A 23,923-nucleotide genomic window follows, 5' to 3' on the forward strand; every position below is an offset into this window, starting at 1 on the left:
GATCAGCCCTTGGAGAGCAGCGAACGGGCGAAGAACATGACGTTCGCCGGGCGCTCGGCCAGACGACGCATGAAGTACCCGTACCAGTCCGGGCCGTTGGGCAGGTAGACGCGCAGCTGGTGGCCCTCGTCGATGAGGCGGGACTCCTCCTGGGGCCGGATGCCGTAGAGCATCTGGTACTCCCACGAGTCCGCCGAACGGCCGGCGGCGTCGGCCAGGAAGCCGGCGATGTCGATCATGTTCGGGTCGTGCGTGGCCATCATCGGGTAGCCCTGACCGTTCATGAGGATCTTGGCGCACTCGACGTAGTTGAGGTCCACCTCGTGGTCGTCCTGGAAGGCCACCGACTCCGGCTCCTTGTAGGCGCCCTTGCACAGGCGCACGCGGCTGCCCTCGCCCGAGAGGTCGCGGCAGTCGGCCTGGGTGCGGCGCAGGTAGGCCTGCAGCACGGCACCGGTGCCCGGGAAGTCCTTGCGCAGCTCGTGCAGGATGCCCAGCGTGGAGTCCGTGGTGGTGTGGTCCTCCATGTCGAGCGTGATGGTGGTGCCGGCGTTGGAGGCGGCGCGCGCGATCTCGCGGGCGTTCTCCAGGGCGATCTTCTCGCCGTCGCGGCCCAGGAACTGACCCAGGGCGCTCAGCTTGAGGGAGAACTCCACGTTGCCACCGGCGGTGAGGCCGGCCTCGCTCATCTCGCGGATGTAGCGGAGGTAGGCCTCCTTGGTGGCGGTGGCCTGCGCCAGCTCGGTGATGTCCTCGCCGAGGTGGTCGACGGTCACGGTGCGGCCCTCGGAGACCAGCGAGGAGCAGTCACGGACCGCGTCGTCGAAGCCCTCACCGGGGACGTAGCGGGAGACCACGCGGTTGGTGACGGGCATCTTGACCATGGTGTCGCGGACGGCCGTCTGGCGGCTCATGGCCAGGAACGCGTCGCGCATCAGGGCCGAGGGGTCGAAAAGGGTCACGAGGAAACATCTCCTTGAGGGTTCTGGGGAGGATCATTGTCCACCCCCGGGAGGCCGGTCGGCGCATCCGAGGGACCGAGCAGCTCCCCGGGCGAGGCGACGGCGTGCTCCTCCGGCGGCAGCGGCCCGGTGAGGAGGGCCTGGCACTGCGCCCCCAGGGCCTCGGCCAGGCGGGCGTCCGAGAGGCCGTCCATCATCGGCATGCGCAGCGTGGCCGCGCAGGTGATCATGCCGAGCAGCACGGTGGAGGCCAGGGTGGCGCGCAACTCGGGCTCGTCGGGGCTGACCCGGCGCGCGATGGGCAGCATGAAGCCGTCGAAGAGCAGCTCGCGCAGGAACTCCCGCTCCGAGGGCTGCGAGTTGGCTGCCGCGAGGGTGCCCGACACCCGCTGGGCGGACGGCACGTCGCCCCAGAACTCCAGGGCGAAGGCGAGCAGCGCGGTGCCGCACTCCGCGGGGTCCACCTGGGCGATGAAGGCCTGCACCTCCTCGGCGTCCACCGAGGGGCGCATCGCGTGGATGAACAGGCCCCCCTTGGAGCCGAAGTAGTAGCTCACCAGGGCCGGGTCGACCCCTGCCTCGCGTGCCACGGCACGCATGGAGACCGCCTCGTATCCGAACTCCGAGAACAACCGGGTCGCGGCGCCGAGGATGTCTGCCTTCGTGTCGGAACCCATCGGGCGGGGTCCGCGTCGCGCGGCCTTGTGCATGGTCCACCTCTCAACTGCTCGCCGTCCCACGGTGCGGGGTGCTTGGGTCCGTGCCGAGCCTAACCTCATCCGGTGGCCCCGGCCCGTCGTCGACGACCAGCCGCCGGCCTCAGGCCAGGTGCTCCCGGGCGAAGGCCAGCGACCGGCGCAAGCGGTCGGTGCCCTCCTCCCGGGACATCCCCCGCGTGGAGACCTCCACCACCACCGAGCCCTCGAAGCCGAGCTCGCCGAGCATCCCCAGCACCTCGGCGCAGGGCTGCGTGCCCTCCCCGGGCGGGAGGTGCTCGTCCTTGAGCGAGCCGGACCCGTCGGCCAGGTGCACGTGGCGCAGCGAGCGCCCGGCCGCACGGGCCATCGCCACCGCGTCGGCGTGGGCGGTGGCCGTGTGCGAGAGGTCCAGCGTCACGTGCTCGTAGTCGTGGTGGGTCGGGTCCCAGCCGGGCAGGTACATCGGCACCCGGCCGCGCTCCCCGGCGTACGGGACGCGCCAGGGGTACATGTTCTCCACGGCGATGTGCACCTCCGTGCGCGCCTGGCGCTCGGCCACGCCCTCCACGAACCGGCGTCCGTGCAGGCGCTGCCAGGCGAACGGCGGGTGGGCCACCACCGTGGGGCAGCCCAGCTCCTCGGCGAGCGCCACCGAGCGGTCGATCTGGTCCCAGGTGGTGCCCCAGACGTGCTGCAGGAGGAAGAGCGTGGGGGCGTCCACCGCCAGGATCGGCAGACCGTGGCGCGCGGAGAGGCGCTGCAGCCCCCGGGCGTCACGGCTCAGGCTCTCGCCCCAGACCATCACCTCGACGCCGTCGTAGCCGAGACGCTCGGCCACCTCGAAGGTGTACGGCGTCTTGCACGGGTAGCAGCTGGAGGCGGAGAGCCCCACCGGCCAAGGGGTCACGAGATCTCCAGCAGCCCCTTGGTGTCGAGGTGGTCGAGGAACTGCAGCAGCACGCCCTCGCGCAGGGCCCACGGGCAGATCTCGAGCTCCTCGATGCCGAGCAGGTCCATGGCCCCCTCGGCCACCAGGGCACCGGCCAGGATCTGGCGGGCGCGCCCCTGGTTGACCCCCGGCAGGGAGGCGCGCTGCGAGACCGGCATGGCCGCCAGGCGGTCCACCCAGTCCTTGAGGGCGTCCCGTTGCAGGGTGCGGCGGACGAAGGGGCCATCCCCGCTGGGGGCCGCGCCCTGCAGGCGGGCCAGGCTCCGCATCGTCTTGCTCGTGCCCACCACCTTGTGCGGCTCGCGGATGAGCAGGTCCGGCACCACCTCGCCGATGGAGGCGCGCACGTACCGGCGCAGGCTGCGCACGTCGTCGGGGTCGGCCACCTCGCCCGGCAGGCGGCTGCTCAGGCGCCCCGCGCCCAGCGGCAGGCTCACCGCGGCGTCCGGCTCCTCGTCGCGGCCGGCGGCCAGCTCCAGGGAGCCCCCGCCGATGTCCACCATCATCAGGTGGCCGGAGGACCAGCCGCACCAACGGCGGGCGGCGAGGAAGGTCAGGCGCGCCTCCTGCTCCCCGGAGAGGACCTGCAGGTCCACGCCGCTCTCCTCGCGGACGCGGCGCAGCACGGCCTCGGTGTTGCCCGCGTCGCGGATGGCGGAGGTGGCGAAACCCAGCACCGTGGTCGCCCCCATGTCGGCGGCGTGGTCCAGGCACTGCACGGCGAAGGAGGCCAAGGTCTCGGTGCCCTCGGCGGAGATGTCGCCCTCGGCCGTCAGGTGCTCGGCCAGACGCAGCTCGTGCTTGAAGGACGAGGCGGGCATCGGGTGCGCCCCCGGTCGGGCGTCGAAGATGAGGAGGTGGACGGTGTTGGAACCGACGTCGATGACACCCAGGCGCATGGGCGAAGGGTAGCCGGGAGGTTGTCGGTCCTCGCGACTACGGTGCACGCGTGGCAGCCAGGACCAGCAGGACCAAGGACTCCTACCGGTGCACCGAGTGCGGGTGGACCACCGTCAAGTGGATCGGTCGCTGCAAGGAGTGCCAGGCCTGGGGGACGCTCCAGGAGGTGGGTGGCCGCCCGGTGGGACGGACCGCCCCGGCACGGTCCGTGGCCGAGCCCGCACGACGCATCGGTGACGTTGACCTCACCGCCTCGGAGCACCGGCCGACCGGGGTGGAGGAGTTCGACCGGGTGCTCGGCGGCGGCATGGTGCCGGGCGGGGTGGTGCTCGTGGCCGGGGACCCCGGCATCGGCAAGTCCACGATGCTGCTGGACGTAGCCGCCCGCGTGGCCGACGCCGGCGGACCGGTGCTCTACGTGAGCGGGGAGGAGTCCGCGGCCCAGGTGCGCATGCGTGCCGAGCGCATCGGGGCGGTGGCCGACGAGCTCTACCTGGCCTCCGAGACCGACCTGGCCTCCGTGCTGGCCCACGTGGAGGAGGTGTCCCCCGCGCTGCTGGTGGTGGACTCGGTGCAGACGGTCGCCTCGCAGGAGGTGGAGGGCGCCGCCGGCAACGTCTCGCAGGTCCGTGAGGTGGCGGCCTCGGTGATCCGGGAGGCCAAGCAGCGGGGCATCGCGACCGTGCTGGTGGGGCACGTCACCAAGGAGGGCGCCATCGCCGGCCCACGCGTGCTGGAGCACCTCGTGGACGTGGTGGTGACCTTCGAGGGCGAGCGGCACTCCCGCCTGCGCCTCATCCGGGCGGTGAAGAACCGCTTCGGCCCCACCGACGAGGTGGGCTGCTTCGACCTCGACGAGTCCGGCATCACCGGGCTGCCCGACCCCAGCGGGCTGTTCGTGAGCCGCCACGCCACCCCGGTGCCCGGCACCTGCCTGACGGTGACCCTGGAGGGGCGCCGGCCGCTCGTGGCCGAGGTGCAGGCCCTGGCCGTACCCACCCAGGCGCCGAGCCCGCGGCGGACCACCAGCGGGGTGGACTCCAGCCGGGTGGCCATGACGGTGGCCGTGCTCAACCGGCACGGCGGGGTGGGGCTGGCCAAGGCCGACGTGTACGTCTCCACCGTGGGCGGGGTGCGGCTGGCCGAGCCGAGCACCGACCTCGCGGTGGCCATGGCGCTGGCCAGCTCACTGGCGGACCGGCCCCTGCCCGACGGCCTGGTGGCCGTGGGTGAGGTGGGGCTGGCCGGCGACCTGCGCAACGCCCCCGGCACCGCCCGGCGGCTCGTGGAGGCGCACCGCATCGGGTTCGACAAGGCGGTCATCCCCCGCGGGGCCCTCGGTGACCAGAGGGCCCCGGCCGGCATGAAGGTCTTCCAGGCCGACACCCTGGAGCACGCGATCGGCGCCGTGCTGCCGGGGTGAGCGGCACGGCGCCGAGGCGCTGGCGGAGAGGGGCTCAGCGGAGCTCGTCGGCGAGGCCCTGCGGGTCGCCCAGCACCTCCACGTGCTCGCGGCGCACGGTCTCGGTGACCTCGTGCGGCACGGTGACCACGCGCTTGACCACGCGGGCCTCCTCGTAGGGGACGGTCTCGAGGGTGACCACGGGGCGCTGCTCGTGCAACGTGACCACCTGCACCTCCTCTGTGCGCGGGTCGGCGTGCACGTCGCGCCCGGCGAGTGCCGCCCCCTCGACGACCCGGCCACTGGCCCCGGCGGGCTCCGCGGCCGGCGTGAGGCCCTCCTCGGCCTCAAGCACCTCGCGCTGCACCTGCACCTCGAGCGTGACGGTCTCGGTGACCACCCGCTTGCGGATGCGCGCAGTACCGCGCTCCGCCTGCTGCACCGCGGCGCGCAGCCGCTCCTCGTGACGCACCACCGAGGTGCGCTCGGTGTCTCGGCTGTCCATCGGTTGTCTCCTCGCTGCGGACGGTGGGTCTGCCCCCATCGTGTCGCACGGCCGGGCACGGGACCACCCGGTGGTCCGGACGGTGCCCGCACGGCCCGTGGCCACCTAGACTCAGCGCCGTGCAGGCTGGTGACCACGAGGCAGTGAACGCGGTGTTGGCGACCCTCGCGCCGGGGACCGAGCTGCGTGACGGGCTGGAGCGCATCGTCCGCGGCCGGACCGGTGCGCTCATCGTGCTGGGCAACGACCGCACCATCGACGAGATCTCGACCGGCGGCTTCGAGCTGAACGTGGACTTCTCCGCCACCCGCATGCGCGAGCTGACCAAGATGGACGGCGCCGTGGTGCTCAGCTCGGACCTCTCGCGCATCGTGCGCGCCGCCACCCAGCTGACGCCCGACCCCAGCGTGGAGACCCGCGAGTCGGGTACCCGCCACCGCACCGCCGAGCGGGTGGCCCGCCAGACCGGTGTGCCCGTGGTGACCGTCTCGGCCTCGATGGCGGTGATCGCCCTGTGGATGGGCGACCAGCGCATCGTGCTGGAGGAGGTGAGCGTCATCCAGTCGCGCGCCAACCAGGCGCTGCAGACCCTGGAGCGCTACAAGGCGCGCCTGGACGAGGTGGCCGCCACGCTCTCGGCACTGGAGATCGAGGACCTCGTGACCGTGCGCGACGTGGCCGCCGTGGCCCAGCGCCTGGAGATGGTGCACCGCATCCGCGAGGAGATCAGCCACTACGTGCTCACCCTGGGCAACGACGGCCGCCTGGTGGACCTGCAGCTCTCCGAGCTGACCGCGGGCCTGGGCAACGACCGCGAGCTGCTGGTGCGCGACTACGCCCCGGCGCACAGCCCCGCCGGCGGCCCCGAGGAGGTGGAGGCCGTGCTGGAGCGCGTGTCCGACCTGTCCACCACCGACCTGCTCGACCTGGGCGCCGTGGCCGCCGCGATGGGGCACCCCGCCGCCGCCGACACCCTGGACCGTGGCGTCTCCCCGTGGGGCTACCGTCTGCTCTCGCAGGTGCCGCGCCTGCCCCCGGCCATCGTGGACCGCGTGGTGCTGCACTTCGACGGCCTGCAGCAGCTCATGGCCGCGAGCTTCGACGACCTGCACGAGATCGAGGGCATCGGCGAGGTCCGGGCCCGGGCGATCCGGGAGGGGCTCAGCCGCATGGCCGAGACCAGCATCCTGGACCGCTACGTCTGAGTGGGCGCGCCGTCGCCGGTGGGTGGGGCCACCAACCGCCTGTTCGACCCCCTGAGTGCCTGGTACGCGCGGACCGCGCGGGACCTGCCGTGGCGCGATGCCGGGTGCTCGCCGTGGGGCGTACTGGTCTCCGAGGTGATGCTGCAGCAGACCCCCGTGGCACGGGTGCTGCCGGTGTGGCGGCGGTGGATGGAGCAGTGGCCCACCCCGGCCGACCTGGCCGCCGCCGGACCGGGTGAGGCGGTGCGGGCCTGGGACCGCCTGGGCTACCCGCGCCGGGCGCTGCGACTGGTGGACGCCGCCGTGGCGATCCGCGACCTGCACGGCGGCCGGGTGCCCGCCGAGGAGGAGGTGCTGCGGAGCCTGCCCGGCATCGGGGAGTACACGGCCGCCGCGGTGGCGTCGTTCGCGTTCGGTCGGCGGGCGGTGGTGGTGGACACCAACGTGCGGCGCGTGCAGGCGCGTGTGGTGACCGGGGTGGCCCTGCCCGCCCCCTCGTACACGGCGGCCGAGCGGCGGCTGGCCACCGGCCTGCTGCCCGAGGACGCCGCGGACTCGGTGCAGTGGAACATCGGCCTCATGGAGCTCGGCGCGCTGGTGTGCACGGCCCGGGCACCTCGGTGCAGGGAGTGCCCGCTGCAGGCCGAGTGCGCGTGGGTGGCGGCCGGATCGCCCGCGCACGACGGCCCGCCGCGACGGGGCCAGAAGTGGGCCGGCACCGACCGGCAGGCGCGCGGCCGCATCGTGCAGGCGCTGCGGGAGGCCGACGGACCCCTGCCCCGCGCCGAGGTGCTGGCCGCCTCCGGCGCCCCCGAGGCCCAGGCCGAACGCTGCCTGGCCGGGTTGCTCGAGGACGGGCTGGCCGAGGGCGACGACGCCACCGGCTACGCGCTGCCGACCTGAGCGGGGCGCCACGCCGGTAGATTCCGCCCTCGTGCGAGCGCGGACGTGGTGGGCGATGGTGGCGGCGGGCTTCTACCGGCAGTCGGCCTACCGCCTGGCGATGCTGGCCGGCCTGGTGGCCAACGTGGCCTTCGGCCTCATCCGCTCCGCCCAGCTCTCGGCCGCCTCGGACTCCGTGGGCGGCACGCGGGCTGGCTACGAGCAGGACCAGCTCATGGGCTTCGTGTGGCTCTCCCAGGGACTGCTCGGTGCGGTGAACCTGTTCGGCGCCACGGAGATCGCCGGCACGCAGGTGGTGGGCGTGGAGGCCGACGGGGCGCGGCAGAAGCTGGCCTTCGACGCCGCGACCACCACCGCGGCATCGGTGCTGGCCGAGGTGGGCGCCCGCGCGGAGGTGCGCGACCTCGCCATCGAGGAGCCGGACGCCGACGACGTGGTGCGGCGGCTCTACGAACGGCAGCGCTAGGCGGGGCGCTGACCGGCCCTCGTGTCGGCGCGCCGCCGGCCGTCTTCACGCCATCGCCACGGCGGGTTCACCCTGGGGCCACCCGCACGGCGCACCATGCCGCGGTCCCGCTCCCGATCCCTCAGGAGGACGCCCGTGCGTCGCACCACCCTCGCCCTCACCCTCGCCCTGACCACCCCGTTGGCCCCGCTCTCCGCCGCCGGTCCGGCCGCCGCGCCCGGCCACGGCGGCCCCGGTGGCCCCATCCACGGCACCTACCGCGTGACCTCCGGCGCCGATGCCGGCCGGGGCACCCTGCGCGCCGGCCTCGAGGCCGGGTACTCGCGCTTCGAGGTGGCCCGCACCGTGCGCACCATCGCCGTGGAGTCCACCTTGGAGTACGCCGGCACGCGCGAGCTGACCATCGACGGCCACGGAGCCACGCTGGCCGGCGACCACCTGCGCACCGACCTGCTGCACGTGACCTCCGGCGCGGACGTCACCCTGCGGGACCTCACGCTCACCGACGGCGGCGGCTGGACCATGGACCACGTGGCCACCGACGGCGAGGACGAGGGCTCGGCCTCCGCCCTGCACGTCGAGGTGCCCGCCGGTGCCACCGGCACCGTGGACCTCACCCTGCGCGACGTCACCGTGGACGGCGTGGCCGGCCACGGCGTGTGGGTGGACGACAACGCCGGCTCCGCGGCCTCCGTGCGCGCCAGCGTCCGCGACACCACCGTGCGTGACTCCGGCACCGGCGCCTTCGACCGCGACGGCGTGCGCGTCGACGAGACCGGCGAGGGCGACCTGGTCTGGGCCGGCCGGGACAACCTGTTCACCGGCATCGGCGCCGACGGGGTGGAGCTCGACGAGCGCGGCGCCGGCGACGCGGTGGCCACCAGCCGCGGCACGGCGTTCACCGACAACGGCACCTACTGCCTGCCGCTGGCCGACCGCACCGACGAGGAGGAGCTCGCGTGCGTGGAGGACGGCGAGCTCGACCTCGACGACGGCATCGACGTGGACGAGGCCGACGCCGGCTCGATCGTGGCCCGCGTCTCGCGTGCGACCGTCACCGGCAACGCCGACGAGGGCCTGGACTGGGACGAGTCGGGCACCGGCTCCGTGGTCACCGACATCACCCGCTCGGAGCTCTCCGGCAACCGTGACGAGGGCTTCAAGACCACCGAGGAGGACGCCGGCGACGTGCTGGTCACCGCTTCGCGCACCCGCGTGCACGGCAACCTGGCCAATGACGGCATCCAGCTGGAGGAGGACGCCGCCGGTGACGTGCACGTGGCCCTGCACCGCGTGGAGGTGACCGACCAGGCCGAGGGCGACGGCGTGAAGGTGGACGAGGTGGACGCCGGCGACCTCACGATGCTGGTGACCCGCTCGGTGTTCGGCGGCAACGACGGCCAGGACCTCGACGTGAAGCAGGCCGACGAGGGCGCGGGCTGGCTGGCCGTGGTGCGCTCCGGCGAGGTGGACGCCAAGGCCAAGGGCATCGAGCTGCGCTGAGCGGCGCCGCGCGTACGGCGGAGGGCCGGCACCCGTGTGGGTGCCGGCCCTCCGCCGTCGGGGCGCGTGGTCGCGCGGTCCGGGTCAGCCCCCGGGCGGCCCGATGAACAGCAGCGCCACGAAGAGCAGCACCACGCCTGCCAGGGCCACCAAGGCGGCCACCGCCGGGTTGCGCAGCGCCCAGGCCGCCAGGCGCTCCAGCGGCCCGGTACCGGGCTCACGGCGCAGGCGCCAGCGGTCGGCCAGCAGGCTCCTGCCCTCGGCCCAGCGCTCGAACGGGACGGTGGCGAAGGGCACCACCGCGGAGGCCAGGCCCAGCAGCGTGCGGCCCGCACCCCATCGGCCGTCCACGGCCACGAGCACCGTGGTGAGGCAGAAGAGCAGGAACACGAAGCCGTGGACCCCACCTCCGATGCGCACCCCGAGCTCGGTGGTGTGCGTGACGTACTTGAGCACCATGCCCGTGAGCAGAAGCGCCCAGGTGATGGCCTCGGCCACCGCCACCCAGCCGTACACCCGCCGGGGCGGGAGCGCGTCGGCCACCCGGCCGTCGTGCTCCCGCCCCGGGGTGGTGGTGCGGGCGGTCACTCGCCCACCAGCGCACGGTCGGCGTCACCGGTCAGCGCGTCCGGGTCCGGGGCGCCCTCGCGGCGGCGCGAGGAGAAGGTGAACTCCTGCGCACCGGTGGGCACCGTGGCCCCGCTGGCACCCGGGTTGATGGGCCCGGCCACGTTCTGCTCCTCCGGCTCGGCCGGCGCGTTGGCGCCCACCTCGATGATGTCGCCGGCGGTGAACTCGCCGTACAGGATCTTCTCGGAGATGACGTCCTCGATCTCGCGCTGGATGGCGCGACGCAGCGGACGGGCACCGAGCACGGGGTCGTACCCGCGCTTGGCCAGCAGCTCCTTGGCGTCCTGCGTGAGCTCGATGGACATGTCCTTGTCCGCCAGGCGCTCGTCGAGGCGGCCGATCATGAGGTCCACGATCTGCACGATCTCGGCCTGCGTGAGCTGCGGGAACACGACCGTGTCGTCCACGCGGTTGAGGAACTCCGGGCGGAAGTGCTGCTTGAGCTCCTCGGACACCTTGGCCTTGAGGCGCTCGTAGTCCGTGCCGGACTCCGGGCCGGCCGAGAAGCCGAGCGATACGCCCTTGGCGATGTCCCGCGCACCCAGGTTGGTGGTCATGATGATGATCGTGTTCTTGAAGTCCACCGTGCGACCCTGCGAGTCGGTCAGGCGACCGTCCTCGAGGATCTGCAGCAGGCTGTTGAAGATGTCCGGGTGGGCCTTCTCGACCTCGTCGAAGAGCACCACGCTGAACGGCTTGCGGCGCACCTTCTCGGTGAGCTGGCCGCCCTCGTCGTAGCCGACGTAGCCGGGGGGCGAGCCGAACATGCGGCTCACGGTGTGCTTCTCGCCGAACTCCGACATGTCCAGCTGGATGAGGGACTCCTCGTCGCCGAAGAGGAACTCCGCCAGCGCCTTGGCCAGCTCGGTCTTTCCCACACCGGTGGGGCCGGCGAAGATGAACGAACCACCGGGGCGGCGCGGGTCCTTGAGGCCCGCCCGGGTGCGGCGGATGGCCTGCGAGAGCGCGTGAATGGCGTCGTCCATGCCCACGATGCGCTTGTGGAGCTCGTCCTCCATCTTGAGCAGGCGGCTGGACTCCTCCTCGGAGATCCGGAACACGGGGATGCCCGTGGTGGCGGCCAGCACCTCGGCGATGACGTCCTCGTCCACCACCGCGGCAACGTCCTGGTCGCCCTCCTTCCAGGCCTTCTCGCGCTCGGTGCGCTCGGCGAGCAGGGTCTGCTCGTCGTCGCGCAGCGAGGCGGCCTTCTCGAAGTCCTGCCCGTCGATGGCCGACTCCTTCTCCCGGCGCACCGCGGAGATCTTCTCGTCGAGCTCGCGCAGGTCCGGCGGAGCGGTCATCCGCTGGATGCGCAGGCGGGCGCCGGCCTCGTCCACGAGGTCGATCGCCTTGTCCGGCAGGTAGCGGTCGTTGACGTAGCGGTCGGCCATGTTCACCGCCGCGGCCAGGGCACCGTCGGTGATGGACACGCGGTGGTGCGCCTCGTAGCGGTCACGCAGGCCCTTGAGGATCTCGATGGCGTGCGCCAGCGAGGGCTCGTTCACCTGGATCGGCTGGAAGCGGCGCTCCAGCGCGGCGTCCTTCTCGATGTGCTTGCGGTACTCCTCCAGCGTGGTGGCGCCGATGGTCTGCAGCTCGCCACGCGCCAGCATCGGCTTGAGGATGTTGGCCGCGTCGATGGCGCCCTCGGCGGCACCCGCACCCACCAGGGTGTGGATCTCGTCGATGAACAGGATGATGTCGCCGCGCGTCTTGATCTCCTTGAGCACCTTCTTGAGGCGCTCCTCGAAGTCACCGCGGTAGCGCGAACCGGCCACCAGCGACCCGAGGTCCAGGGTGTAGACGTGCTTGTCCTTGAGGGTCTCCGGCACGGTGCCGGCCACGATGTCGGCGGCCAGTCCCTCGACGACGGCGGTCTTGCCGACGCCGGGCTCGCCGATGAGCACCGGGTTGTTCTTGGTGCGGCGGGAGAGCACCTGCATCACCCGCTCGATCTCCTTCTCGCGCCCGATGACCGGGTCGAGCTTGCCCTCGCGGGCGGCCTGGGTGAGGTTGCGGCCGAACTGGTCGAGCACCAGCGACCCGGCCGGAGTCCCCTCGCCCTGCCCGCCGGAGGCGCCCACGCCCGCGGTCTGCGGCTCGCCCTGTCCGCCGGAGTAGCCGGAGAGCAGCTCCAGCACCTGCTGGCGCACGGTGGTGAGGTCGGCGCCCAGCTTCACGAGCACCTGGGCGGCCACGCCCTCGCCCTCGCGGATCAGGCCGAGCAGGATGTGCTCGGTGCCGATGTACTGGTGGCCCATCTGCAGGCCCTCGCGCAGCGAGAGCTCCAGCACCTTCTTGGCCCGGGGGCTGAAGGAGATGTGGCCGGAGGGGGCCTGCTTGCCCTGGCCGATGACCTCCTGCACCTCCTGGCGCACGGCGTCCAGCGAGATGCCGAGGTTCTCCAGGGCCTTCGCGGCCACCCCCTCGCCCTCGTGGATGAGGCCGAGCAGGATGTGCTCGGTGCCGAGGTAGTTGTGGTTGAGCATGCGCGCCTCGTCCTGGGCCAGGACGACGACGCGCCGTGCGCGGTCGGTGAACCGTTCGAACATCTCAGCTCCTTGCCTCGTGGGACGTCCTCGTCGCTCAACAGTGCGTCCTCGGGGGCTGTTCCGCGCGGAGGCCGTCGGGCCGTTCGCTGTGCGCGAACCCTGCGGCGCCTGGGCTCAGAGGGGACGACCGGCCAGCGCACCCACAGCACGCCCCACCCAGTCGGTGAGCTGCTCGGCCACCCGGGCGGCCACCTCCGGGGAGCGGCGGTAGGGGTCCTCCACGGACTCGGCGCGCGAGGAGGGCAGCCGCAGCGCAGCCACGGCCTGCACCAACTCCGGGCCGCTGGGCACCGGGCCCCGCGCGGCCAGCTCGTCCACCGAGCGCACGAAGTGCCCCAGCGTGTGGGTGCGACGGGTGAGGCCCGGAGCCTCCTCGACCACGTAGGCCTTGTGGCCGCGCTCCATCGTCAGCACGAGGTCCGCCTCGCGCAGCAACGGCAGCGCCACCTGCCGGGAGGCAAAGCCGTCGGGGTCACCTCCACGGCGCCGCAGCTCGGCCGCCATCTGGTCCTCCATCGCGTGGCCGACCAGGGCCGTGGTGCCCGCTGAGGCGAACGACAGGCCGGCGGGGGCCAGGTGCCGCGAGAGGCGCTCGGCGAAGGTGGACCGGCAGATGTTGCCGCTGCAGACGTACAGGATGTTCACGAGGGGCCTTTCGGGAGTGCGACGCGGCGACGGCGGACGGCCCGAGTGTAGGCAGGGTCGAGGGTGCCGATTCTCACGTCACCCCGCGCTCCAACGGCCCCTGTGCGCCCCCACCGGAGCGCTACAGTGACCGGACTGCGCCGTAGGTGCAGACGGTTCACATCCTCACCACCGACGGAGAACGTCTTGACGCTCGACGACATCCTCCGGCTCACCCGCCGGCACATCATCACCCTGGTGCTCAGCACGCTGGCGGGCATCGCCCTCGCCGCCGGGTGGGTCGCCATGCAGACCCCCGTCTACACGGCCACCGCCACCGGCGTGGTGCAGGCCTCCTCGGGAACCGGCACCGTGGGCGAGTCCCTCTCCGGCAACTCGCTGGCCATCACCAAGAGCTCGTCCTACGTGACCTACTTCAGCAGCCAGCCGGTGGCCGAGCGGGTCATCAAGAAGCTCAACCTGGACACCGACCCGGCCGCCCTGTCGTCGCGGGTGAGCGCCAAGGTGGAGGAGGAGACCCCCAACATCACGGTGAGCGCCAAGGGCGGGTCGCCCCAGGAGGCCAAGCAGCTCGCCGACGCCGTGGTCACCGAGACCGCCGAGTACGTGAAGGACCTGGAGACCAAGAACCTCACCGACGGACCGTCCTACCCGGGTCAGCAGGAGTCCTCGAGCGACGAGAGCAGCAGCAAGAAGGACAAGGAGCAGCGCACGCCGGCCACCAGCATCCTGCCGCTGGCCAGCGCCGACCTGCCCTCCTCGCCCACCGAGCCGCAGCCGGCCCGCGCCCTGGTGCTCGGCGGCCTCGCCGGCCTGGCCCTCGGCTACCTCATCGCGTGGTTCCGCCACCGCCAGGACACCCGCATCCGCACCCAGGAGGACATCGAGGAGGCCTCGGGCGGCACCTCCACGCTGGGCCTCATCCCGGCCAACGAGGCCCTGTCCTCCCCGGAGCGCGCCGTCCGCGACTCCGGCGAGGTGGACTTCGCCACCCGGGAGGCCCTGCGCCAGTTCCGCACCAACCTGCGCTTCGTCAACGTCGACCACGCGCCCAAGTCGATCGTCGTCACCTCCGCCCGCATGGGTGAGGGCAAGTCGACCATCTCGTCCAACCTGTCCTACCTGCTGGCCGAGGGCGGGGAGCGCGTCATCCTCGTGGACGCCGACCTGCGCCGCCCGTCGGTGGCCGGAATCTTCGACATCGACGCCTCGGTGGGCCTCACCCAGGTGCTCGCCGGCACGGCCGACCTGGCCGACGCCGTCCAGCCCACCGCGCACCCCAACCTCATGGTGCTGCCGGCCGGCACCATCCCGCCCAACCCCTCGGAGCTGCTGGGCTCGCAGCGCATGCGCGACCTCATCGCCACGCTCACCCAGACCCACCGCGTCATCCTCGACGCCCCGCCGCTGCTGCCGGTGACCGATGCCGCGCTGCTCACCACCGCCGCGGACGGCGCGGTGCTCGTGGTGGCCGCCGGGGACACCCGCAAGGAGCACGTGGAGCGCGCCGCGGCCAACCTGCGCAATGTCAACGCGAACCTGCTGGGTGCCGTCATCAACCGCGCGTCGGTGAGCCGCCTCAACCGCATCCTCTACGGCGAGGGCTACGGCTATGGCTCGTACGGCTACGGTGCGGGCTACGGCGACGGCTACGGCGACGACAAGAAGAGCAGGAAGCGCCGCAAGCGTCGCAAGAAGTGAGCCAGCGCCCCACGGGGCGCACACGGCGGAGGGCCACCGGGAATCATCCCGGTGGCCCTCCGCCGTGTGCGGTGGCGCCGCGGCCGACGCCCGGCGCCCGCCCGCGTCAGCCGTTGGCCTTGGCGTAGGCCTCCTCGAGGTCGGCCGAGAGGCGACCTCGGTCGCTGACCTCCCAGCCGTTGGCACGGCCCCACTCGCGGATGGCCGCGAGCTCGCGCTTGCGGGCGGCCCCGGAGGTGCTGGAACCACCGCTGCTGCGCTTGGCGGGCGCCTTGCGGCCCACGGCCCGGCGGGCGTGCCCCACCCAGGTGGCGAAGTCGTCGCGCAGTCGGGCGGCGTTGTCGGCGTTGAGGTCGATCTCGTAGGAGACGCCGTCGAGGGCGAAGGTCACGGTCTCCGTGGCCTCACCGCCGTCCAGGTCGTCCTCCAGAATGATCACCTGTCGTTGCACCATCTCGCGCACGTCCTCTCGTTCCTGTTCGTTCTCGAGGGACATTTGATCCCACAGGAATCGTTTCACGCAACTCCTCGTGGCCGGCAACAGAAAACGGAACCGTGTTCACGGCTCCGTTTCCTGTTCACTTTCCGCGGCTCTCAACCGACGGGATCCTCCTCGGCGGCGTCCTGTTCCGCCTCCCACTGGGCCACCGCGGCGCGCTCGCGGCGGTCGCCCTCCACGATGTGCTTCATGAGCACGTAGAACAGGTAGAGGATGCCGACACTGGGCACCAGGGCCGCGATGTACGGCCAGATCGCGCCGAACAACTCGCTCATCACGCCTCCGGCTTGGTGTGGGGGAACAGGATGGTCTCGCGGATGCCGGCGCCGGTGAACAGCATGACCATGCGGTCCAGACCGAACCCGAGGCCACCCATGGGCGGGGCACCGTACTCCAGCGCGCGCAGGAAGTCCTCGTCGAGCTGCATGGCCTCCGGGTCACCGGCGGCGGCCTCGAGCGACTGGGCGGTGAGCACCTCGCGCTGCACCACCGGGTCGATGAGCTCGGAGAAGGCCGTGGAGCGCTCCACGCCGCCGATGATGAGGTCCCAGGCCTCGATGAGGTCCGGCTTGCTGCGGTGCGGGCGTGCCAGCGGCTGGGCCGATGGCGGGTAGTCGCACAGGAAGGTGGGCTGCACCAGGCCGGGCTCCACGAGCTCCGAGAGCAGCTCGAGCACGATCTTCTCGGCGCCCCACCCGTCCTCGAGCTCCACGTCGTGCTCGGCGGCCAGGCGGCGCAGGGTGGCCTCGTCGGTCTGCGGGGTCACCTCGGTGCCCACGGCCTGCGAGACGCCCTCGTAGACCGGCAGCCAGCGCCACTCGGCGGCGAGGTCGATGTCCCCGGCCGGGGTGTGCAGCACCCGGGACTCCAGCAGGTCGGCCTCGATGAGGGCGTCGGCCACGGCCAGGTACATCTCCTGCATGAGCTCGGCCATGGTGGTCTGGTCGCCCCAGGCCTCGTACGCCTCGAGCATCGTGAACTCGGGGCTGTGGGTGGAGTCCACGCCCTCGTTGCGGAAGATGCGGCCGATCTCGAAGACCTTCTCGATGCCGCCGACGACGGCCTTCTTGAGGTTGAGCTCCAGCGCGATACGCAGCGTCATCGGCTGGTCGAAGGCGTTGAGGTGCGTGTGGAACGGGCGGGCGTGCGCGCCACCGTGGATGAGCTGCAGCACCGGCGTCTCGATCTCGGTGTAGCCGCGGTCCTCCAGAAAGCGTCGCACGGTGGAGGTGATGACCGAGCGGGTCATCACCATGCGGCGGGCCTCGTCGCGCACGATGAGGTCGGCGTACCGCTGGCGGACGCGCTGCTCCTCGGAGAGGTCCTTGTGCAGCGTGGGCAGCGGGCGCAGGGCCTTGGAGGCCAGCTGCCAGTCGGTGGCCATGACCGAGAGCTCGCCGCGACGGCTGCAGATGACCCGGCCGGTCACCGAGACGATGTCGCCCAGGTCCACCACGGACTTCCACAGCTCGAGGGACTCCTGCCCCACCTCGGCCAGGGAGAGCATGGCCTGCAGCCGCTCGCCGCTACCAGCCTGCAGGGTGGCGAAGCAGAGCTTGCCGGTGTTGCGCGAGAAGACCACGCGGCCGGTCACCGAGACGACGTCCTGCGTCTCCTCACCCGTCCCCAGGTGGCCCCACTGCTCGCGGACCTGCTCCAGGGAGTGGGTGCGGGGGACCTCCACCGGGTAGGCCTGAGCACCGGACTCCAGCACGCGCGCCCGCTTCTCCCGGCGCACCCGCATCTGCTCGGGCAGGTCCTCGGCGGGGGCCTGGGGGGTGGTCGGGTCCTGGGGCGTGGTCGGCTGCTCAGTCACCCTCACGATTCTAGGCGTTCCCGCGGTGCCGCCCACCCTCACCCGGGCAGGTCCACCCCCTCGTGACGCAGCAGCCACTGCTTGTTCTCCACGGTGCCCGCGTAGCCGTGCGCCTGCCCCGATGCGCTCACCACGCGGTGGCAGGGCACGACGATGCTCAGGGGGTTGCGGGAGTTGGCCGCCCCCACCGCCCGGACGGCCATGGGACGCCCGATCGCCTCGGCCACCTCGCCGTAGGTGCGCACCTGGCCGAAGGGGCTGCGGGCCAGCTCGTCCCAGACCAGCCGCTGGAAGTCGGTGCCGCGTGGGGCGAGGTCCAGGTCGAAGGTGCGCCGGGTGCCGTCGAAGTACTCGCCCAGCTGCCGCACCGCCTCGGGAAACGCCTCGTCGTCGCGGGGGCCGAAGCGCTCCCGGTCCGGGGCGGGCGTGTGGTCGGGCCAGTACAGGCCCTCGAGGCGGTGACCGTCGCCCACGAGGGTGACCTCCCCCATCGGGACGGGCACCACACGGTGCACGCGGTCGGCCTCGGCGACGGGCTCGCACAGGACGCGGGGGGTCATGGTGCCTCCGGGTGAGGGGTCGGACGGTGCGTGGGCACCACCCAACACCCACCGGCGCCCCGGCACCAGCCCCACCCCCGGACGGGTGTGGACGGGCACCCACGCCCCCAGGCCGCCCACAGCCCCATCGGCCCCGGCCACCCCTGGTGCAGGACCTCAGTCCTCCAGACCCAGCGCACGCAGCACCGCGTGCGCCGCCGGCGGTACCTCGATGCGGGCGGCCACCGCGTGACGCGCCGCGGCCCGCTCCAGGGCCGCCAGCACCTCGGCGAGCGCCGGGTCGTCCCCCGAGGCGGCCTGCTGTGCCCGCACCCGGTCGGCGTCCCAGCCGCTCACCGGCCCCGAGGGCGAGGTCCCCGCGGGCGCCTCGCCACTGCCCAGGGCCGCCTCCAGCGAGGCACGCAGCAGCGGGCCCGCCACGGCGTCGGGGCGCGCCACCCCGCCCTCAGCCAGGGCCCACCGCACCGTGGTGACCAGGGCCGCCACCCCCTCGGTGGCCACGGTGACCGCCGCGTCGTGGCGGGGCAGGTCCACCGCCTCCAGCCGCAGCGGGGTCGCGCCCAGCTCCACCACGAGCGACTGCGCCACGGCGTCGAGCTCGAGCGGGCAGAGGTGGCCCACCACGGTGTCACCCAGGCGGTCCACGTCCTGCGACTGGCCGGAGAACACCATCGCCGGCTGCAGGGAGAACCCCAGGACCGGCAGCCCCGCGGCCAGCACCGGGGAGAACAGCTCCACCCCCACGCCCGGCACGGTGTGCACGAGCAGGTGCCCGGGGCGCAGGGCGCCGGCCGCGAGCAGGCCGTGCACCACCCCGGCGGCGTCGCGCCCGGGCACGGCGAGCAGCACCAGGTCGGCCTCCCCCGGCACGTCCGCCGGCTCGCAGCGGATGCTGGTGGGCAGCAGCGCGGCGGCCCGTTCGGCGGCGTCGTCCCCCACGCTGTGCGCGACCACCCGGTGCCCCGAGCGCTCCCAGGCGGCACCGAGCACGGCCCCCACCCGCCCGGCGCCCACGATGCCGATGCGCAGCCGCGGTGCCTCGTGCGTGCTCGTCATGCGGCGCACCCTACGCACCCCGGGCGGTCACGCTCCGTGGACACCACGCCGCGCGGTCGGGGCCGGTGTGGAAGGCTCGCGGGGTGAGCACCTGGCAGTGGCAGACCCCCGCCGAGGGCGTGCGGCGCACCGAGCTTCAGCACGCCTGCGAGCCCGCCGCGCTCATGGAGGCCGTGGACGCCGAGCTGGAGGCCGGCGCCCGGCGCGTGGAGGTGCTGCTGCACCCCGACCGCCGCGACCTGCGCCGCCTCACCCTACGGGCCGGGCTGCGCACCGAGGGGACCCTGCGGGCCCTGGCCGGCCCCTCCCCGGAGGGTGACCGCCTGCTGGCCACCCGCCTGGACAACGACCCGCCGCGCCTCTCCCGCGAGGGGCGCCTGGGGGTGCTCGACAGCTCCATGCCCACCAAGCGCGTCATCGCCCAGGGCGTGGTCACCGACCGGCAGGGACGGGTGCTGCTCTGCGAGCTCACCTACAAGACCGAGTGGGACCTGCCGGGCGGCATCGTGGACCCCGGAGAGGGCCCGCAGGCCACCGTGGTGCGCGAGGTGCGCGAGGAGATGGGGGTGGACCTTCCGGTGCGCGGGCTGCTCAGCGTCAACTGGATGCCGCCCTACCGTGGCTGGTCGGACGCCCTGCTGTGCGTCTTCGACCTCGGCGAGCAGCCCGACCTCGTGGAGCGAGCCACCCTGCAGCCCACCGAGATCGCGGCCCTGCACTGGTGCACACCGGACGAGGTGGCCCAGCACGCGGCCCCCTACGTGGCCCGCCACCTCGCGCAGGTGTGGGACGGGCAGGCCGTGCGCCGCGGCACCGTGGTGCTCAGCGACGGGGATCCGGACCCGCTCGGCTGACCCTCAGCCGCGCCGGCGTCGGCGGTAGCGGGCCACGGCCTGGCGGTTGCCGCAGGCCGTGCTGCAGAAGCGCCGCGAGCGGTTGCGCGAGGTGTCCACGAGCACCCCCGCACAGTCCTCGGCGGCGCACGTGGCGAGGCGGTCCCAGGCGTCCGCCCGGAGCACGTCGGCCAGGGCGAGGGCGGCCTCCACCGCCATCCGCGCCGCGAGCGGGGCGTCGTCGGAGACCGCGTGCACGTGCCAGCCGTAGTCGTCGTGCCGCACGAGGCGGGGACGCGCCTCGTACTCGGCCAGCAGGTCGTTCACCAGGCCCGCGGCCGGCTCGGGGTCCAGCCGCCAGAAGGTGGCCAGCCGGTCGCGCACGGCGCGCACCTCGGCCAGCTCCTCCTCGGTGTCGTCGAAGCGCCCCGTCCAGCCCCACTCCCGCTCGAAGGCCTCGAGCGCAGCGGTGTCGGGCAGGAGGTCGCCCTGCCGGGGGCCCGGCGCGGTGTTCACCAGCGCGGCCGCGCCCTGCAGGGCGTCGTCGGTGTCATGGGTGAAATGCATGTTGACGCATGACCCTAGCGCACGTACCGTCTGCCTCCCGTCATGTGCCAACCAGCGTGACACCCATGACATCGCCGGCTCCGCACCGGGGTGCACCACCCCGTCGACCCGCCCCGAGGAGGGACCGCCGTGCCCACGACGACGACCCATGCCGTCTCCCCGACCATGGGGGCCCTCCGCAGGACTCGCCCCCGTCTGGCCCGCCGTGGACTGGCCGCCGCACCCGGCAGCGGGGGCGGCCTGGCCCTGGCCCTCGTCTCGGCCATGGCCTTCGGGCTCGCCGGGCCGCTCGGCAAACCGCTCATGGATGCCGGGTGGTCGCCCGCCACGGTGATCATCGGCCGCGTGCTCGTGGGCGCCCTGGTGCTCGCGCCCGCCACGCTCGTGCTGCTGCGCGGGAAGTGGCAGCTGGCCTGGTCGCAGCGCTGGCCGGTGCTGGCCTACGGCGTGCTGGCCGTGGCCGGGGCCCAGCTCTGCTACTTCCAGGCGGTCACCCGCATCCCTGCCGCCGTGGCCCTGCTGCTGGAGTACATGGGCGTGGTGCTGGTGGTGCTGATCCTCTGGGCCCGCACCGGCCGCGCCCCCGCCGTGCTCACACTGGTGGGCATGGCCACCGCCGTGGCCGGCCTGGTGCTGGTGCTCGACCTGCGCAGCACGGGGCTGGACCCGGTGGGCGTGGCCTGGGGACTGGCGGCCGCCCTCGGACTGGCCACCTACTTCCTGGTGAGCAGCTCGGTGGACCGCGAGATGCCGGCCGTGGCCGTGGCAGGGCTGGGCATGCTCATCGGCGGCGTCACCCTCGTGGTGGCGGGCCTGCTGGGCGTGCTCTCGCTGAGCGCGTCCACCGCCCCGGCCGCCGTGGGCACGCTCCCGGTCCCGTGGTGGGTGGGCCTGGGCCTGCTGGGCGCCGTGACGGCCGGCCTGGCCTACGGAAGCGGCACCATGGCCACCCGTCGACTGGGTGCCACGGTGGCCTCCTTCGTGGGACTCACCGAGGTGCTCTTCACCGCCCTCTTCGGGTGGCTCCTGCTGGGCCAGCACCTGGGCCCGGCCCAGCTCGTGGGCGGCGGCGTGGTGCTCGGCGGCATCGTGCTGGTGCGCCTGCAGGAGGCCCGTGAGCTGCGCGCCGCCACCCGCGCCAGCAGCACCGCCTGACGCGACTCAGCCGTGGCGGTCGCGGCCCAGCACCGGGGTGCTCGGATGGCGGTGACGCTCCCGGACCGCGTCACGGCCGTCGTCGTCGCCGTCCTGCGGGGGCACACGGCACAGCCACTGGGCCACCTGCCCGGCGGCGCCGAGGACCCCGAGGGTGAGCACCTGGAGCCCGGTGCGCACCACCGCCGCGCGCACGCTGGGCACGTCGGCATCGGGCAGGGCGGCCACGAACAGGCCCGCGAAGGCGCCGCTGAGCACCGACCCGGCCCACGCGGCGGCGATGGCGGCCACCACCACCAGGCGCGCGGTCTGCGGCGAGGGCCCGCGGTGACGCCGGCGCTCGGAGGCCGCGTCGGTGCCGTCGGCGCGGGCGGACCTCCACACCCAGGTGGCCGCCACGAGCAGACCCACGGCGAACACGACGTCCATGACCAGCCCGGCCACGGCACGCACGGGCACCGCGTTGCCCTGCCCGAGCCACCAGCTGGCCGCCACCCAGCCCAGCAGGCCGGCCGCCAGCCAGCTCACGAGCAGCTGCCCCACGCGCGTGCCGGGCCCCCGGTCGGGACCCTGTTGCGGCCCGCGGGGGCGACGCGGGTCCCTCTCGGGCGGCGTGGTCGGCAGCTCGCGGCTCATCGCTCTCCTCCCAGGTGCAGGGCGGGCCAGGGGGGTCCCGGGCGCACGCCCCCGGCGTCGTCGGCGCGCGCGGCGAGGTCGGCCACGGCCTGCCCGGCCAGGCGGGCGGCGGGGTCCGCCATCGCCCACGGGGCGAGCACGAAGGCACGCTCGGCCGCGCGCGGGTGGGGCAGCAGCAGCTCCCCCTCGGCGTGCACCTCGGTGCCGGCGCGCGGGTCGCCGTACTGCACGAGGTCGAGGTCGAGCGTGCGCGCCCCCCAGCGCACCTCCCGCGTGCGGCCGTGCGCCGCCTCGATACCGTGCAGCGCGGCCAGCAGGTCGGCGGCGCCCCGCGTGGTGCGCACCAGGGCCACGGCGTTGAGGTAGACGGGCTGCTCCACCCCACCCACGGGGTCGGTCTCCACCAGCGGGGACAGGCCCGTCAGACGAACACCCGGCAACGCGGCCAGGGCGGCCACGGCCGAGGCCAGGGTTCCGGCCGGGTCCCCGAGGTTGGCGCCCAGGGCCACCACCGCCGGCAGCTCGCGCTCGCGCACGGCGGTCACCGAGACGTCGGCGAAGGGCACCGTGATGGGCGCCTGCGGCTTGTGCACCGTCACCTCCAGACGCGGGCAGCGGTCGCCGCCCGGGAGGGCCTGCACGGCATCGAGGAGCCGCTCGGCGAGGGTCTCGAGCAGGTCCACCGGCTCGCCCTCCACGGTGGCCACCAGCACCTCGGCGGCCTGGCCGTAGTGCAGCGTGGCGCCGATGTCATCACCCGCGCCGGCCCCGACCGGCAGGTGGGCCACGAGGTCGACGACGAAGTCCTGGCCGTCCCGGCGCTCGTGCTCGAACACCCCGTGGTGCCCCCGCGCCCGCACACCGGAGAGGCGCACGACCTGGCCGGTCACGAGGCCCACCGCCGCCCGGCCAGCCCGGCCCGCCGCAGCACCCCGAGGGCGTCCACGGTGCCGACCACGTCGTGCACGCGCACCGCCCACGCGCCGGCCTGCGCGGAGAGCAGCGAGGTGGCCGCGGTGGCGGCGTCGCGCTCCACCGGCGGCACCGGGTGGTCGGCGTCCGCTCCGGGGCGCGCCTGCTGCAGGAAGCCCTTGCGCGAGGCCCCCACGAGGGTGGCGCACCCCAGCTGGTGCGCGCCGGTCACGAAGCGGTCGAGCTCCCCGGTCATGGCCCAGCTGTGCTCGGGCGTCTTGGCGAAGCCCAGGCCCGGGTCCAGCACCACCTGCCCGCGGCGCACCCCGGCGGCCTCGGCCACCTCCAGACGCTGCGCCAGCTCGGCCAGCACCTCGCCGGTGACGTCGGTGTAGCGGGCCGGGCCGTACATGTCCGCCGAGTGCCCGCGCCAGTGCATGAGCACGTAGGGCACACCGGTCTCGGCCACCACGCGGAACATGTCCTCGTCGGCCAGGCCGCCGGAGACGTCGTTGACCACGGCAGCACCGGCCTCCACCACGGCGGCGGCCACCGAGGCCCGCATCGTGTCCACCGAGACGCACCAGCCGCGCTCGGCCAGGGCCCGCACCACGGGCACCACGCGGCGCAGCTCCTCGGCCTCGTCCACGCGCTGGCTGCCCGGCCGGGTGGACTCCCCGCCCACGTCCACCAGGTGTGCCCCGGCGGCCACCATCCGCGCGGCGTGCGCCACGGCGGCGTCGGGGGCGTCCCAGCGGCCCCCGTCGCTGAACGAGTCGGGGGTGACGTTGAGGATGCCCATGACCAGCGGCAGGCCGTCGGGGTCGACCGGCAGGCCGGGCGCGTCCGGTGCGTGCCGCACGAC

25 protein-coding genes are annotated in these 23,923 nt (G+C 73.7%); 8 read left to right on the forward strand and 17 right to left on the reverse strand.

Features of this window, described 5'->3' with window-relative positions:
• Window positions 1-2: 2 nt before the first annotated feature.
• The 4 genes from CYJ76_RS03610 to CYJ76_RS03625 all read right to left on the reverse strand — a co-directional run bounded on the left by CYJ76_RS03610 (window position 3) and on the right by CYJ76_RS03625 (window position 3,508).
• Window positions 3-962, reverse strand: coding sequence for a proline dehydrogenase family protein (locus tag CYJ76_RS03610; RefSeq protein WP_237769681.1), 960 nt, complete (start codon window positions 960-962; stop codon window positions 3-5).
• On the reverse strand, window positions 959-1,639 hold the full coding sequence (locus CYJ76_RS03615; protein WP_168168398.1) for a TetR/AcrR family transcriptional regulator: 681 nt from the start codon (window positions 1,637-1,639) through the stop codon (window positions 959-961). The genes CYJ76_RS03610 and CYJ76_RS03615 overlap by 4 nt, the downstream gene beginning before the upstream one ends.
• Window positions 1,640-1,781: 142 nt before the next feature.
• Entirely contained in the window at window positions 1,782-2,567 is a 786-nt protein-coding gene (locus tag CYJ76_RS03620; RefSeq protein WP_070703260.1) for a sugar phosphate isomerase/epimerase family protein, read from the reverse strand.
• The gene (locus tag CYJ76_RS03625) at window positions 2,564-3,508 is read right to left on the reverse strand and encodes a Ppx/GppA family phosphatase (RefSeq protein WP_070703261.1); all 945 of its coding nucleotides are present in this window, start codon (window positions 3,506-3,508) and stop codon (window positions 2,564-2,566) included. Before CYJ76_RS03625 ends, CYJ76_RS03620 begins: the two co-directional genes overlap by 4 nt.
• 50 nt (window positions 3,509-3,558) lie before the next feature.
• On the opposite strand from CYJ76_RS03625, the gene radA reads away from it, so the two are divergent.
• Window positions 3,559-4,932 carry a DNA repair protein RadA gene (gene radA / locus CYJ76_RS03630; RefSeq protein ID WP_070703262.1) on the forward strand — a complete coding sequence of 458 codons (1,374 nt, stop codon included), beginning with the start codon at window positions 3,559-3,561 and terminating at the stop codon, window positions 4,930-4,932.
• A 34-nt stretch (window positions 4,933-4,966) separates the two neighbouring features.
• On the opposite strand, the gene CYJ76_RS03635 is transcribed toward radA, so the two are convergent.
• Complete coding sequence (locus CYJ76_RS03635) at window positions 4,967-5,416, reverse strand: YsnF/AvaK domain-containing protein (RefSeq protein WP_180802197.1); 450 nt, start codon at window positions 5,414-5,416, stop codon at window positions 4,967-4,969.
• 119 nt (window positions 5,417-5,535) lie between these two features.
• On the opposite strand from CYJ76_RS03635, the gene disA reads away from it, so the two are divergent.
• From disA to CYJ76_RS03655, 4 genes are all read left to right on the forward strand, one after another.
• Window positions 5,536-6,621, forward strand: a complete 1,086-nt coding sequence (gene disA, locus CYJ76_RS03640) for a DNA integrity scanning diadenylate cyclase DisA (protein WP_101849266.1) — start codon at window positions 5,536-5,538, stop codon at window positions 6,619-6,621.
• Window positions 6,622-7,524 carry a helix-turn-helix domain-containing protein gene (locus tag CYJ76_RS03645; RefSeq protein WP_101849267.1) on the forward strand — a complete coding sequence of 301 codons (903 nt, stop codon included), beginning with the start codon at window positions 6,622-6,624 and terminating at the stop codon, window positions 7,522-7,524.
• A 31-nt stretch (window positions 7,525-7,555) separates the two neighbouring features.
• Window positions 7,556-7,990 carry a hypothetical protein gene (locus tag CYJ76_RS03650; RefSeq protein WP_144043029.1) on the forward strand — a complete coding sequence of 145 codons (435 nt, stop codon included), beginning with the start codon at window positions 7,556-7,558 and terminating at the stop codon, window positions 7,988-7,990.
• 135 nt (window positions 7,991-8,125) lie between these two features.
• Entirely contained in the window at window positions 8,126-9,493 is a 1,368-nt protein-coding gene (locus CYJ76_RS03655) for a hypothetical protein (protein ID WP_101849269.1), read from the forward strand.
• Between the two features lie 84 nt (window positions 9,494-9,577).
• On the opposite strand, the gene CYJ76_RS03660 is transcribed toward CYJ76_RS03655, so the two are convergent.
• The 3 genes from CYJ76_RS03660 to CYJ76_RS03670 all read right to left on the reverse strand — a co-directional run bounded on the left by CYJ76_RS03660 (window position 9,578) and on the right by CYJ76_RS03670 (window position 13,323).
• Window positions 9,578-10,081, reverse strand: coding sequence for a DUF3817 domain-containing protein (locus tag CYJ76_RS03660; protein ID WP_238138138.1), 504 nt, complete (start codon window positions 10,079-10,081; stop codon window positions 9,578-9,580).
• A complete protein-coding gene (locus CYJ76_RS03665; protein WP_070705829.1) occupies window positions 10,078-12,678 on the reverse strand; it encodes an ATP-dependent Clp protease ATP-binding subunit in 2,601 nt (866 codons plus the stop codon). The genes CYJ76_RS03660 and CYJ76_RS03665 overlap by 4 nt, the downstream gene beginning before the upstream one ends.
• Before the next feature lie 114 nt (window positions 12,679-12,792).
• Window positions 12,793-13,323 carry an arsenate reductase/protein-tyrosine-phosphatase family protein gene (locus CYJ76_RS03670; protein ID WP_101849270.1) on the reverse strand — a complete coding sequence of 177 codons (531 nt, stop codon included), beginning with the start codon at window positions 13,321-13,323 and terminating at the stop codon, window positions 12,793-12,795.
• A gap of 186 nt (window positions 13,324-13,509) precedes the next feature.
• Between CYJ76_RS03670 and CYJ76_RS03675 the strand changes: the two genes are divergently transcribed.
• Window positions 13,510-15,024: a tyrosine-protein kinase domain-containing protein gene (locus CYJ76_RS03675; RefSeq protein WP_101849271.1), complete on the forward strand. Its 1,515-nt coding sequence runs from the start codon at window positions 13,510-13,512 to the stop codon at window positions 15,022-15,024.
• A 106-nt stretch (window positions 15,025-15,130) separates the two neighbouring features.
• On the opposite strand, the gene CYJ76_RS03680 is transcribed toward CYJ76_RS03675, so the two are convergent.
• The 5 genes from CYJ76_RS03680 to CYJ76_RS03700 form a co-directional block, all read right to left on the reverse strand.
• Window positions 15,131-15,478, reverse strand: a complete 348-nt coding sequence (locus tag CYJ76_RS03680; protein WP_070705836.1) for a histone-like nucleoid-structuring protein Lsr2 — start codon at window positions 15,476-15,478, stop codon at window positions 15,131-15,133.
• A gap of 140 nt (window positions 15,479-15,618) precedes the next feature.
• Complete coding sequence (locus CYJ76_RS03685; protein ID WP_101849272.1) at window positions 15,619-15,798, reverse strand: hypothetical protein; 180 nt, start codon at window positions 15,796-15,798, stop codon at window positions 15,619-15,621.
• Window positions 15,798-17,267 (reverse strand): lysine--tRNA ligase, encoded by a 1,470-nt coding sequence (lysS, locus tag CYJ76_RS03690; protein ID WP_238138142.1) that lies wholly within the window; start codon window positions 17,265-17,267, stop codon window positions 15,798-15,800. The genes CYJ76_RS03685 and lysS overlap by 1 nt, the downstream gene beginning before the upstream one ends.
• A gap of 110 nt (window positions 17,268-17,377) precedes the next feature.
• Window positions 17,378-17,899, reverse strand: coding sequence for a methylated-DNA--[protein]-cysteine S-methyltransferase (locus tag CYJ76_RS03695; protein WP_101849274.1), 522 nt, complete (start codon window positions 17,897-17,899; stop codon window positions 17,378-17,380).
• Window positions 17,900-18,055: 156 nt separating this feature from the next.
• On the reverse strand, window positions 18,056-18,955 hold the full coding sequence (locus tag CYJ76_RS03700) for a Rossmann-like and DUF2520 domain-containing protein (RefSeq protein ID WP_101849275.1): 900 nt from the start codon (window positions 18,953-18,955) through the stop codon (window positions 18,056-18,058).
• 83 nt (window positions 18,956-19,038) lie between these two features.
• Between CYJ76_RS03700 and CYJ76_RS12770 the strand changes: the two genes are divergently transcribed.
• Window positions 19,039-19,809 (forward strand): NUDIX domain-containing protein, encoded by a 771-nt coding sequence (locus CYJ76_RS12770; RefSeq protein ID WP_237769759.1) that lies wholly within the window; start codon window positions 19,039-19,041, stop codon window positions 19,807-19,809.
• 3 nt (window positions 19,810-19,812) lie between these two features.
• Here CYJ76_RS12770 and CYJ76_RS03710 read toward each other — a convergent pair whose 3' ends face one another.
• Entirely contained in the window at window positions 19,813-20,355 is a 543-nt protein-coding gene (locus tag CYJ76_RS03710) for a CGNR zinc finger domain-containing protein (protein WP_101849276.1), read from the reverse strand.
• A gap of 129 nt (window positions 20,356-20,484) precedes the next feature.
• On the opposite strand from CYJ76_RS03710, the gene CYJ76_RS03715 reads away from it, so the two are divergent.
• On the forward strand, window positions 20,485-21,510 hold the full coding sequence (locus CYJ76_RS03715; RefSeq protein WP_202816698.1) for an EamA family transporter: 1,026 nt from the start codon (window positions 20,485-20,487) through the stop codon (window positions 21,508-21,510).
• 6 nt (window positions 21,511-21,516) lie between these two features.
• Here the strand turns inward: CYJ76_RS03715 and CYJ76_RS03720 are convergent, their stop codons facing one another.
• The 3 genes from CYJ76_RS03720 to folP are packed head-to-tail and all read right to left on the reverse strand — an operon-like array spanning window position 21,517 to window position 23,920.
• Entirely contained in the window at window positions 21,517-22,146 is a 630-nt protein-coding gene (locus CYJ76_RS03720; protein ID WP_101849277.1) for a DUF3180 domain-containing protein, read from the reverse strand.
• Window positions 22,143-23,036, reverse strand: coding sequence for a 2-amino-4-hydroxy-6-hydroxymethyldihydropteridine diphosphokinase (folK, locus tag CYJ76_RS03725; protein ID WP_101849278.1), 894 nt, complete (start codon window positions 23,034-23,036; stop codon window positions 22,143-22,145). The genes CYJ76_RS03720 and folK overlap by 4 nt, the downstream gene beginning before the upstream one ends.
• Window positions 23,033-23,920, reverse strand: coding sequence for a dihydropteroate synthase (folP, locus tag CYJ76_RS03730; protein WP_331250393.1), 888 nt, complete (start codon window positions 23,918-23,920; stop codon window positions 23,033-23,035). Before folP ends, folK begins: the two co-directional genes overlap by 4 nt.
• Window positions 23,921-23,923 lie beyond the last annotated feature (3 nt).

It is taken from the genome of Kytococcus schroeteri, from assembly GCF_002847825.1.
GTDB classification, from domain to species: Bacteria; Actinomycetota; Actinomycetes; order Actinomycetales; family Dermatophilaceae; genus Kytococcus; species Kytococcus schroeteri.

Coding starts and splice junctions, on each gene's coding strand:
- CYJ76_RS03635 (WP_180802197.1), bottom strand. CDS start 5,416: ATGGACAGCCGAGACACCGAGCGCACCTCGGTGGTGCGTCACGAGGAG.
- CYJ76_RS03625 (WP_070703261.1), bottom strand. CDS start 3,508: ATGCGCCTGGGTGTCATCGACGTCGGTTCCAACACCGTCCACCTCCTC.
- CYJ76_RS03665 (WP_070705829.1), bottom strand. CDS start 12,678: ATGTTCGAACGGTTCACCGACCGCGCACGGCGCGTCGTCGTCCTGGCC.
- CYJ76_RS03710 (WP_101849276.1), bottom strand. CDS start 20,355: ATGCATTTCACCCATGACACCGACGACGCCCTGCAGGGCGCGGCCGCG.
- lysS (WP_238138142.1), bottom strand. CDS start 17,267: ATGCGGGTGCGCCGGGAGAAGCGGGCGCGCGTGCTGGAGTCCGGTGCT.
- CYJ76_RS03700 (WP_101849275.1), bottom strand. CDS start 18,955: ATGACGAGCACGCACGAGGCACCGCGGCTGCGCATCGGCATCGTGGGC.
- CYJ76_RS03615 (WP_168168398.1), bottom strand. CDS start 1,639: ATGGGTTCCGACACGAAGGCAGACATCCTCGGCGCCGCGACCCGGTTG.
- CYJ76_RS03695 (WP_101849274.1), bottom strand. CDS start 17,899: ATGACCCCCCGCGTCCTGTGCGAGCCCGTCGCCGAGGCCGACCGCGTG.
- CYJ76_RS03680 (WP_070705836.1), bottom strand. CDS start 15,478: ATGGTGCAACGACAGGTGATCATTCTGGAGGACGACCTGGACGGCGGT.
- CYJ76_RS03720 (WP_101849277.1), bottom strand. CDS start 22,146: ATGAGCCGCGAGCTGCCGACCACGCCGCCCGAGAGGGACCCGCGTCGC.
- CYJ76_RS03685 (WP_101849272.1), bottom strand. CDS start 15,798: ATGAGCGAGTTGTTCGGCGCGATCTGGCCGTACATCGCGGCCCTGGTG.